Raw genomic sequence first — 14,873 nt, 5'->3', positions numbered from 1 at the left:
TGGCACGGACCATACGCCGCGCTGAACCAAAAGACGAAACAAGGGAGAGTCATCCAATGAAAAAGGTCACCAAGGCGGTATTCCCGGTAGCCGGGATGGGCACACGCTTCCTGCCGGCCACGAAGGCCAGCCCGAAGGAAATGCTGCCGATCGTCGACAAGCCGTTGATCCAGTATGCGGTCGAGGAAGCGGTCGCGGCGGGCATCACCGACATGATCTTCATCACCGGCCGCACGAAGCGCTCCATCGAGGACCACTTCGACAAGGCCTACGAGCTGGAAACCGAGCTCGAGGCGCGCGGCAAGAAGGAGCTGCTGGAGATCGTCAAGAAGACCGTGCCGAAGGGCGTGAACTGCGTGTATATCCGCCAGTCGGAGGCGCTGGGTCTCGGCCATGCGGTGCTGTGCGCGGCGCCCGTGGTGGGCGACGAGGCGTTTGCGGTGATCCTCGCGGACGACCTGCTGGACAACCACGGGGCCGAGCCGATCATGCAGCAGATGGTGGGCGTGTATAACTACCACCGCTGCTCGGTGCTGGGCACGATGAACGTGCCACGCGAGGATACCCGCCAGTACGGTATCGTCAGTACGGATAGCCAGCAGGGCAACGTGCAGCGCGTGACCGGCATCATCGAGAAGCCGAAGCCCGAGGATGCGCCGACGACCCAGGCGGTGGTCGGCCGCTACATCCTGACGCCGCACATCTTCGATCACCTGCGCTCGATCAAGCCGGGCGCGGGCGGCGAGCTGCAGCTCACCGATGCGATCGCCTCGCTGCTGAAGGAAGAGGCGGTGCTGTCCTACCAATTCGATGGCGTGCGCTACGACTGCGGCTCGAAGCTCGGCTACCTGAAGGCGACGGTCGAACTGGGCCTGCGCCATCCCGAGATCGGCGCGGATTTCGCGGCCTATCTGGCCGGGCGCAAGTAAGCGCGAAAGACGGAGCGAGGGAGGCCAGGCTTCCCGGCTCCCGGAAACAAAAAAGGCGCTGCATCGCAGCGCCTTTTTTTCACGTCTCCAACAAACCGGAGACGGTGTTCTTACATCGACTCGGCCTTCGCGGCGCGCTTGCGCTCGTTTTCGGTCAGGTAGCGCTTGCGCAGGCGGATCGACTTCGGCGTGATTTCGACCAGTTCGTCGTCGGCGATGAACTCGATCGCGGATTCCAGCGTCAGCTGGATCGCCGGGACGAGGCGCACCGCTTCGTCAGTGCCCGAGGCACGCACGTTGGTGAGCTGCTTGCCCTTGATCGGGTTCACGACGAGGTCGTTGTCGCGCGAGTGGATGCCGATGATCATGCCTTCGTACACCGGATCGTTGTGCGTGACGAACATGCGACCGCGGTCCTGCAGCTTCCACAGCGCGTAGGCGACGGCCTGGCCGTCGTCCTGCGAGATGAGGACGCCGTTGCGGCGTTCGCCCATCGCGCCCGCCATCGGACCGTAGTCGTCGAACACGTGGCTGGCGAGGCCGGTGCCGCGCGTCAGTGTCAGGAATTCGCCCTGGAAGCCGATCAGGCCGCGGGCGGGGATGCGGTATTCGAGACGGGTGCGGCCCTTGCTGTCGGACTGCATGTCCTGCAGTTCGCCGCGGCGGCGGCCGAGCTCTTCCATGACGCCGCCCTGGTGCTCTTCCTCGACGTCGACGGTGAGCATTTCGTACGGCTCGCACTTCACGCCGTCGATGTCGCGGAACACCACGCGCGGACGGCCGACTGCGAGTTCGAAGCCTTCGCGGCGCATGTTCTCGAGCAGGATGGTGAGGTGCAGCTCACCGCGGCCGGAGACCAGGAACACGTCGGAGTCGTTGGTGTATTCGACGCGCAGCGCGACGTTCTTGAGCAGTTCCTTTTCGAGACGCTCGCGGATCTGGCGGCTGGTGACGAACTTGCCTTCGCGGCCGGCGAGCGGTGACGAGTTGACCATGAAGTTCATGGTCAGGGTCGGCTCGTCGACGGCGATCGGCTTGAGACCCTCGAGCTTGTCCGGGTGGCAGATCGTGACGCCGATGTTGACCTGGTCGATGCCCGAGATGAGCACGATATCGCCTGCCTCGGCGTAGTCGGCCTGGCTGCGCTCGAGGCCCTTGAAGGTGAGGATCTGACCGATCTTTGCCTTGCCGCGGTTTTCCTCGCCGTACATCACGACGACTTCCTGGTTCGGACGGACGCTGCCGCGCTTGATGCGGCCGATGCCGAGCTGGCCGATGTAGGTCGAGTAGTCGAGCGAGCAGACCTGCAGTTGCAGCGGGCCGTTGGCGTCGACTTCAGGCTGCGGCACGTGTTCGAGGATCGCTTCGTACAGCGGCTTCATGTCGGTGCCCGGCTGGCTGGCGTCGAGCATCGCGTAGCCGTTCAGCGCGGAGGCGTAGACGACTGGGAAATCGAGCTGCTCTTCGGTGGCGCCGAGCTTGTCGAACAGATCGAAGGTGTGGTTGATGACCCAGTCCGGACGGCTGCCCGGACGGTCGATCTTGTTGATCACGACGATGGGCTTGAGGCCCAGGGCGAGTGCCTTGCGGGTGACGAAGCGGGTCTGGGGCATCGGGCCTTCGACCGCATCGACCAGCAGCAGCACGCCGTCGACCATCGACAACACGCGTTCGACTTCGCCGCCGAAGTCGGCGTGTCCCGGGGTGTCGATGATATTGATGTGGGTATCGCCGTACTGGACTGCACAGTTCTTGGCGAGGATGGTGATGCCGCGCTCCTTCTCCAGGTCGTTGGAGTCCATCACGCGTTCGGAGACCTGCTGGTTCTCGCGGAAGGTGCCGGATTGGCGCAGGAGCTGGTCGACGAGCGTGGTCTTGCCGTGGTCGACGTGGGCGATGATGGCGATGTTGCGGATGGAGCGGGACATTTGGGGCCGGAAGTCTTTGAAAAGTTTTTAATTTTAGCACGCGGTGCGGCGTCGCAGCATGTGACGTCGGTGGCGGGAGCGTCGCGGTGGTTCCGGAACGGGCTTCCGCGGGGGCTGTCGGAGGCGGACGCAGGAGGATTGCCTGCGCCTCCGGCCGAGGTCGGCGAGGGCCGCATGCTAGAATCTGCGCCGTTTTCCAAGGAGACAGGCTTCATGCTCGCGATCATCGGCGGGACCGGACTCACCCAGCTTTCGACCCTCGAAATTACCCGGCGCGAAGTTGCGCGCACGCCCTATGGTGAACCGTCCGGTGCGCTCACGTTCGGCAAGCTGGCGGAAAAGCCGGTCGTGTTCCTCGCGCGCCACGGCTACGGCCACACGATTCCTCCGCACCAGGTGAACTACCGGGCCAATATCTGGGCGCTGAAGCATGCGAAGGTGTCGGCGATCGTGTCGGTCGCGTCGGTGGGCGGCATCCGTCCGGAATTCGGGCCGGGGGCGATGGTGATTCCGAACCAGATCATCGACTACACGTGGGGCCGCAAGAGCACCTTTTTCGAAGGCGGCGAGTCGGCGGTGCATCACATCGATTTCACCCATCCCTACGACGAGCCGCTGCGCCAGCGCATCCTCGCGGCTGCGGCAGCAGTAGGCGAGGCGATGTACGACGGCGGCGTGTATGCGGCGACGCAGGGGCCGCGTCTCGAGACGGCGGCCGAGATCAACCGCCTGGAGCGTGACGGCGCCGATCTGGTCGGGATGACGGGAATGCCCGAGGCGGCCCTGGCGCGAGAGCTGGACCTGCCTTACGCGGCGATCAACGTGGTTGCGAACTTCGCCGCCGGTCGCGGCGCGAGTGAGACCGGGATCCAGTTCAGCAGCATCGAGGTGGTGCTGCAGGAGGCGATGATGCGGGTGCGCCGCGTCCTCGAGGAGGTCTGCCGCTCGTCCTGAGCGTCGGGGGACCGGCCGGGAGCATACGGACCGGCCGTCCTTACCAGTAGAACGCTGCTTGCCGCTGGCCCTTGGTGGAAAGCTGCAGGTCGCGCACCTGCTGCTTTCCGGCGTTGGTTGCGGCGACGCGGTATTCGCCGGCCGGCAGGCGGGCGAATACGAACGGGCCTTGCGCAATGAGTTCGAGCACCTTGCGTCCGTCGCGGGTCGTCACGACGACTTCGGTATCCGAGAGGTAAGAGCCGCCTTTCTCCGCGAAGAGAAGCCTGAGGTTGTAGTCGGCAGCCGTGAAGAACAGCTGCTCGCGCTCTTCGAGACTCACGCCGCCGGAGAGGTAGGGCACACCTTGAAATTCGCCCTGTTGCAGGGCGGCGTCCTGTGCGGCCGCGGGCTGTGCCGGGAGTGAAATGGCCAAGGTTAGCAGTGTCGCGATGATTGGTAGTTGTTTCATGGAAATCACCTCCTTCGATCGCCTGGGTGCCCGCGCTCAGCCCGCGCGGTGTCCTAACTGCCGTACGGAGGCGGAATCGCCGGCACCTCTAGGGGCTGTGGCAGGCGGCCTTCGTCGGCCTTGTCGAGCCACCGGTTCTGGGTCGCCAGATAGTGCTGGAGTAGTGGCGAATTCATGTCCTCCGGATTCTTCAGCGACCAGTGGTTGTCCTTGACGCCCTGGACGATCAGGTTGACCAGGGCTGCCTCGATGGCTTCTTGGACACACAACTGAGCCGGCTCGTTGCGCGTGTATCCGATTTCCCCTTCAAGCAGTCGTTTGAAGGATACGAAGCGAAATACATCGGCACTCAGTTTATAAGAATAGATCGTCTTGGTCGTGGATGTGCTCACGAGGATCTGGCTGGTGCGGATATCTACGGCGCGCAGGTTGAGTGTCACCTGATCGGTGCGGTATTCCTCGGACGCCCCGACGCCCATGTAGCGGGCGCCGGCTCCACCGGTCCGCACGTTCGTCTCGTAGGTGATGATGCCGCCTTCGAGGAGAATGCTGGCCGGCAATAATCCCACCAGATTGGCGCCGTTGGCCTGCTGCGTGTCGAGGGCCCGGACGATCCTGCGTTCCGTGAGGACGTTCTGCAAACCCTCGCGCTCGACCGGAATGAACCAATTCGAGTCCATCATTGCCTTGATCAGCAAGGACGCCGCGCCCTGCGTGACAGCCGTGGAAAAGGAGCTGTCGGGGGTGGGTTTGTATTGTCCGGTCTGGTCCCGGAATCCATAGACTGCGGCGGCAATCTTTCCTTTGGGTGGCGGCAGGCTGGCAAGGTCGCGGCTCATCCCGGTGCCCGGCGTGAGTTCGGCCGGCTGTCCCCTGGCGTCGAGGACCGCCTGGCGTTGCGTGTCGAGGACGGAGCAGCCCGAAAGCAGGAGTACGCCGGCGATGGTTCCCAGAAGCGGCCGTAACCGAGCCTGCAAACGGTGGTTCTTTCTTTGGTTCATGGCCCTCCTCCTCAAGGCGCCGTGCCGATTTCGAATGTCGACGACGCTCCGGTCGCCTTGTCCATGGTGGTGATCTTCAGCACGCCTCCGCCGAGGTCCACGATGGAAACGCTGAAGGCGTCTGTCTCCACCGTGCCGGCCTTCAGGTCGCCATTGCTGTCGAAGATGCTTCCGGTGACGCTCGTGGCGATGCGATCGAGGATCATCGATTGCAGCCGCTGATTGAACGTTTCCAGCGCCGTGGGTGGCTTGTAGCCCGAGGCGCTCTTGTTCGCCGATGGATCCGTATGGCGATTCTGGGCGTTTGCGTTGTTCAGCAGTACGGATCCGTTGATCGGATTGCCGCCGAACGACGGGTTTACCGGCGCATAGACGAGGTTCGTTGCCAAGACCGCGGGCGGACAGCTGCACAGGGTCAAGGCCGTCAATATCTTTGCCGTGCCTTTATTCAGGCAGTGCTTCATGCTGTTTCTCCGTGGGGAATGACAAGGGCCGTATCGCTCGCGTGGCGCTTACGGCAGTTCCTCTTTTCCAAGATCCGGATCGACCGAGAGGCGGCTGAGCAGGGCGATGTTGGCGATGCGCCCCGCCATGTACTGCGCCGTGTTCTGGGCCAGCGGCCGGATGGAGTTGCTGCTGCCAGCCTGCAGGAATACCCGTGCGACAGGCCGGTTGTTGTGCTCGACGAATATCGTGCTGCCCCAGCGGGCGGACGGTTTCTCGACGATGGTGAGGTCGACCGATCCGGTATCCGCCTGGGCGCGCCAGAATTGCGCGAATTGCCGTACGAATTCCCCGCCGAAATGGGTGATCGTCCGATCGACAATGAAGCCTGTGGCCTGCTCCAGGGTGCCGTTGGCCAATTCAGTCAGGGCGCCGCTGTCGATCGGTTCATCTTCGTCCGCGGCGACCGTCGGAAGCGGTGGGCACAAGCAGATCAGAAGCGCTGCGGCCCGGATAATCCTGATCATTTGCCATCCCGTGCCATCGGCTCGAGGTTTTCCATGGCCCAGGACGCTGCCTGCACCCGGTTGGTGACCTTGATCTTCCTGAACAGGTTGTAGACGTGGGTTTTCACCGTGTGGGGACTGACTTTCAGGGTGCGGGCGATGTCCGCATTGCTGGCCCCTTCGCTCATCAGGCGCAGACTCTGCATTTCCTTGGGAGTAAGGGGGGTGGCACCGGCGGGCTGCAGGCGCCGCGCGGAGCGCGTGTCTTCGACGTAATCGGTGAGCATCTTGCGCGGTACCCACCAGTCGTTGTTGCTGATTGCCTGAACGCCCTTGAGGAGTTGCTCCTCCGACGTGTCGCGATGAAACAGGCCCTTGAACTTGGGCCAGCGAAGCAGCCGTGCGCTCGGTATGTCGCGGTCGGCATTGAACAGTGCAACCGCACTGACCAAGGTATCGTCGCCGAGCACCGCCATCTGGGTGTCGATCTGGTCGTTCGCCGATAGGCCGATATCGAGCAGGGCGACGGACTCGGCCGTATGCTGCGGCCACCCGGCCTCATCAAGGGTGGCAACGACGCACCGGCTTCCCAGATGGCGCTCCAGGAGCGTGGCCAGCAGCTTGTTCTGCAGGCTGGGGCGGCCGACGATAACCACGCCTTTAGTCACCGTGAAGGCGGTGTTGGGCGCATGTGTCGACATGATTCTCCTGTTTCCATCGGTGGCCGCCCGTTACGGATCGCTGTCCCGGCCCCGTTTTCTGCCGGTGGCGCAAACCGGCTTGTTCCTTGAAGGACGGCCGCAATTCATCCCGGATCTCCCTTGTCGTCCTTTCGGCAACCACGGGCAAGAAATGCTCACGGGCAGCCCTGCCTGCGTCCTGCAGTGAGGCGTTGCCGGAAAGGTCTGTCTCGGGGGCGATCCAGATCATCTGTGATCGAGTCCGATACACATTAGTGGGACCGCTCAGGTCAGTGTTTTTTTCTTTCGTATGTGCGTGACATGTATCACAGTTACATAATGTTACTGATTTCACATTTTCTTGGCTATTTACATGGCATTAGAAAATGGTGATGGTGATACTTCACCCGATCGTCTTACGACGAAAGTCGGAGGCGGAATCGCGCTCGGGGACGTCCGCATAGGGCATCTACCCGCTCTTGCATGAACAGAGTTCGTTGCCGCCTGGCGGCTGCTCTCATGCCTTATTCCGAGGCGCGTTTTCGGTATTCGGAAAAACATCGTAGTACCTGACCACCGGTTGCCACCGCTGCTTGCCTGATTGTGCGGGCCGGCGACGGCGGAGCAAGCTGCGCCCATCGTAATCGCGCAGGGGCATTCGGTGATTCTTCCTTTCGTCCGTCAGGCAATGGTCGTCGGCACTTTGCTGGCGTCGCTGGTTGCATCGCCTCCGGTCGCCGCCGGGATGCTTGGGGATCTGGCGCCCGATGACGAACTGGCGGGTGCCGCGAGTCTTCAAGCGACCCAGCTCGGCGGCAGCGTTTCGTCAGGCCAGAGCGTGGCCGACATCCTGCAGGCGGGCAAGGCGAATGAGCTCTCCGCGGTACAGACGGGCGGGCAGCATGTGATCGCCGCGCGTCAGGTCGGCGATCGCAACCTGGCTGAAATCGTCCAGTCGGGGGACTTCAACAAGGTGTTTCTCTCCCAGGACGGGCGTGGCAACCAGGCGGGTGTCGTTCAGGCAGGTTCGGGCGACGAGGCGGTGGTGACACAGCGGGGCGTCAATAACCTCGTACAGATCATCCAGTTGGGCGAGGGGCTGCGGGCAATCGTTACGCAGACGGGCAACAACAACGTGGCGCGGGTCACGCAACAGAATTGAACAAGGGGTGCTCGGCCCTGAATTCGAGCAAGGGGTCGGGGAAGGCCGAGCTTAGGGACTTTCCCCAAAACATGAGCAGTCAGCCAACAAAGGTCCGGAGATTCAATCATGAAAAGAAAACTCAGCACGATCGCATTCGCCATTCTTGCCGCCTATGGGATGGCTTCGTCCGCTTGGGCGGCGGAATCCACGGTGAGCCAGAACGGGGCGGACAACGTCGCCAACGTTACGCAAAGCAATGCCAACTTTGGTTTGCTGACGACGGCAACGGTAATGCAGGACGGTACGTCCAATACGGCCACGGTGAACCAGATCTTCGTCAATGGTCCGGCGGCGAACGTGTCGAGCACGGGCTCCTTCAACACCGCGACCATCAGTCAGCACGACCTGATTGCCGCCCAGGCCTCGATCAGCCAGGCGGGCACGGCGAATGCTGCAGCGATCACGCAGGACAATTCTCCCGCCGGTTGGGCGAACGTGGCCAGTGCCGCGATTCTTCAACAGGGCAGCAACGATAATGCGACGATCAACCAGCTCGGTACCAATACCGGCGGCGCGATGACGGATGGAGCCGTCGCGAGCATCAATCAAGTGAACGGGGCGACCAATGCGGTGGGCACGATCAACCAGATCGATCTCTCGCAACGTTCCGTCGCTTCGATCACGCAGAGTGGCGTGGCATTCGGCGGGGGTACCGCGACCAATACGGCGTTGATCAATCAGACGGGGCCGGACAGTTCGGCGACGATCGTCCAGAACGTGACGCAGGGGGATAGTGCGACCATCAACCAGCTGGGGGCCAACCAGCATGCGTCGACGCTGCAGGACGATTCGTGGTTCGCCTCCGCTTCGATTTCGCAGACGGGGACCGGCAACAACGCGTCGGTGTCGCAGACCGCGATCAGCGATGGCTCGAGTGCCTCGATCGTTCAGACGGGGGATCTCAACGGCGCTGTCGTGACACAGACCAACGCAATCAATTCCACGGCTCAGATCAGCCAGCTCGGTGCGGATAACCTGGCGACGGTCAATCAGTCCGGCCTGTTCAATGACGCGGCGATTTCGCAGACCGGAACCCTGCTGGTGGCGACCATCAACCAGTCGGGCTTCGGTGGATCGTCGAGCCATAATCTGGCGATCGTGGATCAGAGCGGTTTCAATCATGTCGCGACCGTCAATCAGTCGGGTGGTGGTGGCAACTTCGCGAAGGTCGTGCAGAACTGATCTTTCCTGATCCGGAGGGTGTTGCCGGGGGATTGGCCCCCGGGAACACCCGACCAATGAAGTCTGTCGGCGGTTATTCCATGGACGTGCCGTGGTGGCGATGTGCTCTGATCTTGCTGTTGGCGGGAGGGATTGACGCCATGGCTGCATCTTCCGGGGTGCGTCTCTGGGCAGAGGTGACGAGGGACGGCAACCGGTGGACGGTGGTGCCTCACGTTGCCGCAGATGCGGGCCGCGCGCTCCGCTACGAAATGAGCACGAGCAAGGAAGGGCCCTCCGGTCGCTCAAGCACACGCCAGGGCGGGCATCTCGCCTTGCAAGGGGATTCGGACCGTTCGCTCGCCACTGTGCAGATTGAACTCGGCGCGCACGACCATTGTGAGGTGGTCCTGCGCGTGCTCGATGGGGACGTGCCGGTCGGCGATCTGAGTCTGCAGTTGCCGGACTGATCGTCTTCGCGCTAGTGGCGCTGGAAGGTACCGATGAGTTCTGTCTGCGCAAGGACGTGGCCGCGCATTTCGGTTTCGAGGCGGGTCTTCGTCGGGTGCGCGAGATCGGGCAGGACGGTATCAAGCGCGTAGAGCTTGTGGAAGTAGCGGTGACGGCCGATGGGCGGGCAGGGGCCGCCGTAGCCGGTGCGTTTCCAGTCGTTGAGGCCTTCGAGCGAGCCGGGCGGCAGGGCTGCCGTTGCAACGGCTTCGGGCAGACCTTCCGCAGTCGTGGGGATGTTGTACAGCACCCAGTGTACCCAGGTCATCTTGGGCGCAGCGGGATCGGGGGCGTCGGGGTCATCGACGATCAGTACGAGACTCCGTGTGCCCGGCGGGGCGCCGCTCCAGGCGAGCGGGGGCGACACGTTGCGGCCTTCGCAGGTGTACGCGGCCGGTATCGCCTTTCCATGTTCGAAGACGATCGATGTGAGTGTCAGGCTCATGACGGGTTCTCCTGTCGGGTGCCGGCTTCAGTGCGCCACGGCGAGGTGGATTCCAGGCGCCGGTCGACGGTTTCCGCGAGCTTGTGCAGGGTCTCGGAAACGGTGACCGGCGGCGCTTCGGCGGGGGCGATCTGCCGCAGGTGGGGTGGGAGCGCCGCAAGGTTTGCGGCAGCGTGGGCGCGCACCGCGGCGAGCGGTGGTGATGGGGCGAGGCGTTTGCCGGCGTGCAGCACGGGGACGAGCAGGGGCTCTCCGTCCGCGGGATCGTCGATGGTCGTGAGCAGGTCGCCGGCGAGGCAGCCGTCGGTGTCGCGGTGCCGGTAGACCTGCTTGCGGCCGGGCCACGTCGCCTTGCCTTCCGAGCGCTTGCGCCGCGGCTGGCCGTCGTATTCCTGCAACTTGTAGGCGCAATCGAGCCAAGGCTGGTCCGCCGAGGTGTTCATGCGCGTGCCGACACCGAAGCCGTCGATCGGCGCACCGCAGGCGACCAGATCGCGCACGGCGTATTCGTCGAGGTTGCCGCTGACGAAGATGCGCACCTTGGGCAGGCCTTCTCCGTCGAGGATCGCGCGCACGCGGCGGGCGTGCTCGGCGAGGTCGCCGCTGTCGATGCGCACGGCCTGGATCGCGATGCCGTCGGGCGCGAGGCGGGCGGCCAGGGCGGCGAGTTTGCTTGCGGCGGATTCGGTGTCGTAGGTGTCGATGAGCATCGTGTTCGCCGTGGGCTGCGAGCGGGCGAAGTGCTCGAACGCGACGGCTTCGTCGTCGTGGGCCTGGATGAAGGAGTGGGCCATCGTGCCGTACAGCGGGATGCTCCATTTCATGCCGGCCGCGACCGTCGCAGTGCCGTCGAAGCCGGCGAGATGGCTCGCGCGCGCGGAGAGCAGGCCCGCCTCGGCGCCGTGTGCGCGGCGCAGGCCGAAATCGACCAGCAGGCGGCCGTGGGCGGCGAGCGTGCAGCGCGCGGCCTTGGAGGCGACCATGGTCTGGAACTGCAGCAGGTTGATGATGCGGGTCTCGACGAGCTGTGCCTGGGGCAGGGGGGCGGTGACGCGCAGGATGGGTTCGTCGGCGAAGAACACCGTGCCTTCGGGCATCGCTTCGACGTCGCCGGTGAAGCGCAGCGTTGCGAGCCAATCGACGAAGCGGCGGTGGAAGCGCCCGCAGTCGGCGAGCCACGCGAGTTCCTCGTCGCTGAAGCGCAGGGTCTCGAGGTAGTCGAGGACCTGTTCCAACCCGGCCGCGACGAGGAAGTTGCGGTGTTCGGGCAGCCGTCGAACGAAGAATTCGAACGATGCCGTCTTCGTCATGCCGCCGTCGAAATAGGCCTGCAGCATCGTGAGCTGGTAGAGGTCGGTGAGCAGCGCGGAGGCGGACGGGTTCATGCGGGATTCCCGATGTCGGCGGATGCGATCGCGCGTGCGCCGAGCCGCGTCATTTCGTCGATGGCGCGCTGACCGTCGCCGGGCGTGACGTCTACGGCGCGGATCGCGTCGGTGAGCAGAATCACTTCGTAGCCGTTGGCGAGGCCGTCGCGCACGGTGTTCAGGATGCAGTAGTCGGTGGCAAGCCCGCCGACGAGCAGGCGGCGCACGCCTGCGGCCTGGAGCCGGTCGTGCAGGTCGGTGCCGCCGAAGCCGGAGTAGGCGTCGAGGTCCGGGGTGACCGCCTTGGAGACGATGGTGGCGGATCCGGGCAGGGCAAGGGGCAGCGCGAAGGCAGCGCCGGGGGTGCCGGCGACGCAGTGTGGCGGCCATGGACCGCCGCGCTCGCGGAACGAGCAGTGGTCCGTCGGGTGCCAGTCGCGCGTGGCGACGATGGGCAGGCGGAGCTGCGTGCAGCGGGCGATCAGTGCGTTCAGCGGCGCAACGACGTCATCGCCCTGCCGTACGGCGAGGCTGCCGCCCGGGAGAAAGTCGTTCTGCACATCGACGATGAGCAGCGCATCGCCGGGCTGCAGGGTGATCGGTGCGGGGGGGCTTTGCATCGTGCACCTCGGGTCTTTCCATCATCAGCCCGGCGTCCAATCGGCGTCCAATACGCCTTCGTTCGCCCGGATCTCGTCGAAGGGCAATTGGGGGGCTTCGACAGGCGCGGCCCGAACGGGCGTTCAGGGTCGGGCCGATTCCCTTACTTTAGACCTCCATCCGGCTCCTGCGTCCGTGCGCTCTTGCCATTGCCCTTGGCGCTGCGCTTGCCGCCGCCGAATTCCTTGCGCAGGGCGATGAGTTCGTTGATGCGGGCCTCGATGCGCTGGTTCACGCTGCCTTCGGGGTAGGCGCCCCGGGCATCGGCTTCGCCGGCCGCGATGCCGGTGAGGAGCGTGATCGCCTCGTCGACGGTGGTCACTGGATAGACGTGGAAGCGCCCCGCGGCTGCCGCCTGCACGACGTCGTCGCGCAGCATCAGGTGTTTGATGTTGGAGGAGGGGATGAGGACGCCCTGCTCGCCGGTGAGCCCGCGTGCCTTGCAGATGTCGAAGAAGCCCTCGATCTTCTCGTTCACGCCGCCGATCGCCTGCACCTTGCCGTGCTGGTTGATCGAGCCGGTGATCGCGAGCGACTGGCGGATGGGCACGCCCGACAATGCGGACAGCAGTGCGCACAGTTCGGCGAGCGAGGCGCTGTCGCCTTCGACCGGGCCGTAGGACTGTTCGAACACGAGGCTGGCTGACAGCGACAGGGGCCGATTCTGCGCGTAGCGCGACGCGAGACAGGCCGACAGGATCATCACGCCCTTGGTGTGGATGGACTTGCCGAGTTCGGCCTTGCGCTCGATGTCGACGACGTCGCCGTCGCCCAGCCGTGCGGTCGCAGTGATGCGCGTGGGGCGGCCGAACATGAAGTCGCCGAGGTCGATGACCGCGAGGCCGTTGATCTGGCCCACTTCGGCGCCGCTGGTCGAGATAAGAAGGGTGTCGCGCAGGACGGCGTCGTGGACGGCATCGCGCAGGCGGTCGGCGCGTTCGATGCGGGCCGCGAGTGCGGCCTCGATGTCGGGGCGCTGCATGGCGGGGTGGCCCGCGGCGCGTGCGACGTGGTCGGCTTCGCGCAACAGGTCGGCGAGTTCGCGCGTACGGGTCGACAGCTTGCCGGCGTCTTCGGCGAGGCGCGAGGCGTACTCGACGAGGCGGCCGGCGGCGTCGCGGTCGAGCGGCAGCAGGCCTTGCTGGCGGGCGAGCGCAGCTGCCTTGCGCAGGTAGTGGCGCGTGTTGTCGGGATTGCGCTCGACGGCGTCCTCGAAGTCGGCGCCGATCTTGAAGAGTTCGTCGAATTCCGGGTCGAGCGCCTTCAGCAGGTAGTAGTGGCGGCGCAGGCCGACCAGCACGACCTTAACCGATAGCGGGATGGGGTCCGGCTCCAGCGGGAGCGAGCCGACCCAGCCGAAGACCTGGGCGAGCGACTCGATGCGTACCTGTCCGGACTTCAGCGAGCGCTTCAGGCCTTCCCACGCATAGGCCTGGGTCAGCACTTTTTCGGCGTCGAGGATCAGGTAGCCACCGTTGGCGCGATGCAGGGCGCCGGCGCGGATCAGCGTGAAATTGGTGACCAGGGTGCCCATGTGGGCGATCTGGTCGACGCGGCCGACGAGGTTGGGAAAGGTCGGGTGGTCCTCGAACACGATCGGCGCAGTCTTCCGTCCATCCTGGTCGACGACCAGGTTGACCTGGTAGCGCTGCGCCGAGATGCCGCCCTCGGACGGGCCGGACGAATCGCTCTTGCTCGCCTGTTCGCGCAGTTCCTGGCCGACTTCGACGACGTCGCGCAGCACCTTGTCGAGGAAGGTCTGGATCGCGGGCAGGTCCGCGTGGCGCTCCTTCAGTTCCTCGATGAGGTGGCCGACCGCGAGCTCCAGCGTCTCGCGGCTGGCGTCGCGGATACGTGCCTGCATTTCGCGGCGTTGGCGCGGGAACTGCTGCAGCAGCTTGTGCAGCTTTTCGCGCAGGCCTTCGATGAGCTTGCCGATGCGTTCGCGTTCGTCCTCGGGCAGGGCGTTGAAGGCTTCCGGGTCCAGGCTCTCCTCACCCTTCATCGGCACGAAGGCGAAACCCTGCGGGGTGCGCAGGAAGGCGATGCCCTTGTCGCTCGCTTCGTCGCCCAGTGCACGCAGGGCGCTTTCCTCGCGCTGCTTGAACTCGTCCTGGATGGATTCGATGCGCGCGCGATATTCGTCGCTGTCGAAGCCGGCGGCGATGGCCTGGCCGAGTTCGGAGACGAATTGCTGCATGTCGTCGCGGAACTGGGCGCCGCGTCCGGGCGGCAGCTGCAACGCGTGGGGGTAGTTCGGTTCGGCGAAGTTGTTGATGTAGATCCAGTCGCCGGGCGCGGGCTGTGTGGCGGCGTGGGCTTCCAGCAGGCGGCGCACCGCGGCGTGGCGCCCGCCGCCGGGTTCGCCGAGGACGAAGAGGTTGTAGCCGGGAGCGTCGATCTCCAGCGCCAGACGCACGGCGTCGACGGCGCGTTCCTGGCCGAAGATCTCGTCGGGTTCGGGCAGGGTTTCGGTGGTCTTGAAGTCGAGGAACTCGGAGGCGCAGCGGGTGCACAGCTGTCGCGGCTCGAGCGGAGGAATGGCGGGCATCGCAATGGTTCTCCTGCATCCAGATATTCGTTCCGGATTTCCGGTGCTTCACTTGTAATTAAACTGGATGGGGCGATAGTTT

At 64.6% G+C, this 14,873-nt stretch carries 15 protein-coding genes; 5 read left to right on the top strand and 10 right to left on the bottom strand.

The window, feature by feature from the left end; all coding sequences use genetic code 11:
- The first annotated feature begins 56 nt into the window (after positions 1-56).
- The gene (gene galU, locus F464_RS0123360; RefSeq protein WP_018992286.1) at positions 57-929 is read left to right on the top strand and encodes a UTP--glucose-1-phosphate uridylyltransferase GalU; all 873 of its coding nucleotides are present in this window, start codon (positions 57-59) and stop codon (positions 927-929) included.
- A 110-nt stretch (positions 930-1,039) separates the two neighbouring features.
- Here galU and typA read toward each other — a convergent pair whose 3' ends face one another.
- Positions 1,040-2,857: a translational GTPase TypA gene (gene typA, locus F464_RS0123355; protein ID WP_018992285.1), complete on the bottom strand. Its 1,818-nt coding sequence runs from the start codon at positions 2,855-2,857 to the stop codon at positions 1,040-1,042.
- 213 nt (positions 2,858-3,070) lie between these two features.
- Between typA and F464_RS0123350 the strand changes: the two genes are divergently transcribed.
- The gene (locus F464_RS0123350) at positions 3,071-3,811 is read left to right on the top strand and encodes an S-methyl-5'-thioinosine phosphorylase (protein ID WP_018992284.1); all 741 of its coding nucleotides are present in this window, start codon (positions 3,071-3,073) and stop codon (positions 3,809-3,811) included.
- Between the two features lie 40 nt (positions 3,812-3,851).
- Here the strand turns inward: F464_RS0123350 and F464_RS0123345 are convergent, their stop codons facing one another.
- The 5 genes from F464_RS0123345 to F464_RS30070 are packed head-to-tail and all read right to left on the bottom strand — an operon-like array spanning position 3,852 to position 6,914.
- Positions 3,852-4,262: a hypothetical protein gene (locus F464_RS0123345; protein ID WP_026296262.1), complete on the bottom strand. Its 411-nt coding sequence runs from the start codon at positions 4,260-4,262 to the stop codon at positions 3,852-3,854.
- 53 nt (positions 4,263-4,315) lie between these two features.
- The gene (locus F464_RS0123340) at positions 4,316-5,263 is read right to left on the bottom strand and encodes a CsgG/HfaB family protein (protein ID WP_018992282.1); all 948 of its coding nucleotides are present in this window, start codon (positions 5,261-5,263) and stop codon (positions 4,316-4,318) included.
- Positions 5,264-5,274: 11 nt separating this feature from the next.
- The gene (locus F464_RS0123335) at positions 5,275-5,727 is read right to left on the bottom strand and encodes a curli assembly protein CsgF (RefSeq protein ID WP_018992281.1); all 453 of its coding nucleotides are present in this window, start codon (positions 5,725-5,727) and stop codon (positions 5,275-5,277) included.
- 48 nt (positions 5,728-5,775) lie between these two features.
- Positions 5,776-6,234, bottom strand: coding sequence for a CsgE family curli-type amyloid fiber assembly protein (locus F464_RS0123330; RefSeq protein ID WP_018992280.1), 459 nt, complete (start codon positions 6,232-6,234; stop codon positions 5,776-5,778).
- Positions 6,231-6,914, bottom strand: a complete 684-nt coding sequence (locus F464_RS30070) for a LuxR C-terminal-related transcriptional regulator (RefSeq protein ID WP_018992279.1) — start codon at positions 6,912-6,914, stop codon at positions 6,231-6,233. Before F464_RS30070 ends, F464_RS0123330 begins: the two co-directional genes overlap by 4 nt.
- Positions 6,915-7,554: 640 nt before the next feature.
- Between F464_RS30070 and F464_RS29380 the strand changes: the two genes are divergently transcribed.
- The 3 genes from F464_RS29380 (at position 7,555) to csgH (ending at position 9,728) form a co-directional block, all read left to right on the top strand.
- Positions 7,555-8,055 carry a hypothetical protein gene (locus tag F464_RS29380; protein ID WP_157354116.1) on the top strand — a complete coding sequence of 167 codons (501 nt, stop codon included), beginning with the start codon at positions 7,555-7,557 and terminating at the stop codon, positions 8,053-8,055.
- Between the two features lie 108 nt (positions 8,056-8,163).
- Positions 8,164-9,279 carry a hypothetical protein gene (locus tag F464_RS0123315; RefSeq protein ID WP_018992277.1) on the top strand — a complete coding sequence of 372 codons (1,116 nt, stop codon included), beginning with the start codon at positions 8,164-8,166 and terminating at the stop codon, positions 9,277-9,279.
- Positions 9,280-9,335: 56 nt separating this feature from the next.
- Positions 9,336-9,728: a curli-like amyloid fiber formation chaperone CsgH gene (csgH, locus tag F464_RS0123310; protein ID WP_018992276.1), complete on the top strand. Its 393-nt coding sequence runs from the start codon at positions 9,336-9,338 to the stop codon at positions 9,726-9,728.
- An 11-nt stretch (positions 9,729-9,739) separates the two neighbouring features.
- On the opposite strand, the gene F464_RS0123305 is transcribed toward csgH, so the two are convergent.
- The 4 genes from F464_RS0123305 to F464_RS29375 form a co-directional block, all read right to left on the bottom strand.
- On the bottom strand, positions 9,740-10,213 hold the full coding sequence (locus F464_RS0123305; protein ID WP_018992275.1) for a YbhB/YbcL family Raf kinase inhibitor-like protein: 474 nt from the start codon (positions 10,211-10,213) through the stop codon (positions 9,740-9,742).
- Positions 10,210-11,598, bottom strand: coding sequence for a nicotinate phosphoribosyltransferase (locus F464_RS0123300; RefSeq protein WP_018992274.1), 1,389 nt, complete (start codon positions 11,596-11,598; stop codon positions 10,210-10,212). The genes F464_RS0123305 and F464_RS0123300 overlap by 4 nt, the downstream gene beginning before the upstream one ends.
- Complete coding sequence (locus F464_RS0123295) at positions 11,595-12,200, bottom strand: isochorismatase family protein (protein WP_018992273.1); 606 nt, start codon at positions 12,198-12,200, stop codon at positions 11,595-11,597. The genes F464_RS0123300 and F464_RS0123295 overlap by 4 nt, the downstream gene beginning before the upstream one ends.
- 143 nt (positions 12,201-12,343) lie before the next feature.
- Complete coding sequence (locus F464_RS29375) at positions 12,344-14,791, bottom strand: Lon protease family protein (protein WP_018992272.1); 2,448 nt, start codon at positions 14,789-14,791, stop codon at positions 12,344-12,346.
- Positions 14,792-14,873 lie beyond the last annotated feature (82 nt).

The organism is Aromatoleum toluclasticum ATCC 700605, assembly GCF_000378245.1.
Classification (GTDB): Bacteria; Pseudomonadota; Gammaproteobacteria; order Burkholderiales; family Rhodocyclaceae; genus Aromatoleum; species Aromatoleum toluclasticum.
Note: the sequence above shows the minus strand (reverse complement) of the source record. Positions and strands in the feature narration are given on the sequence as shown.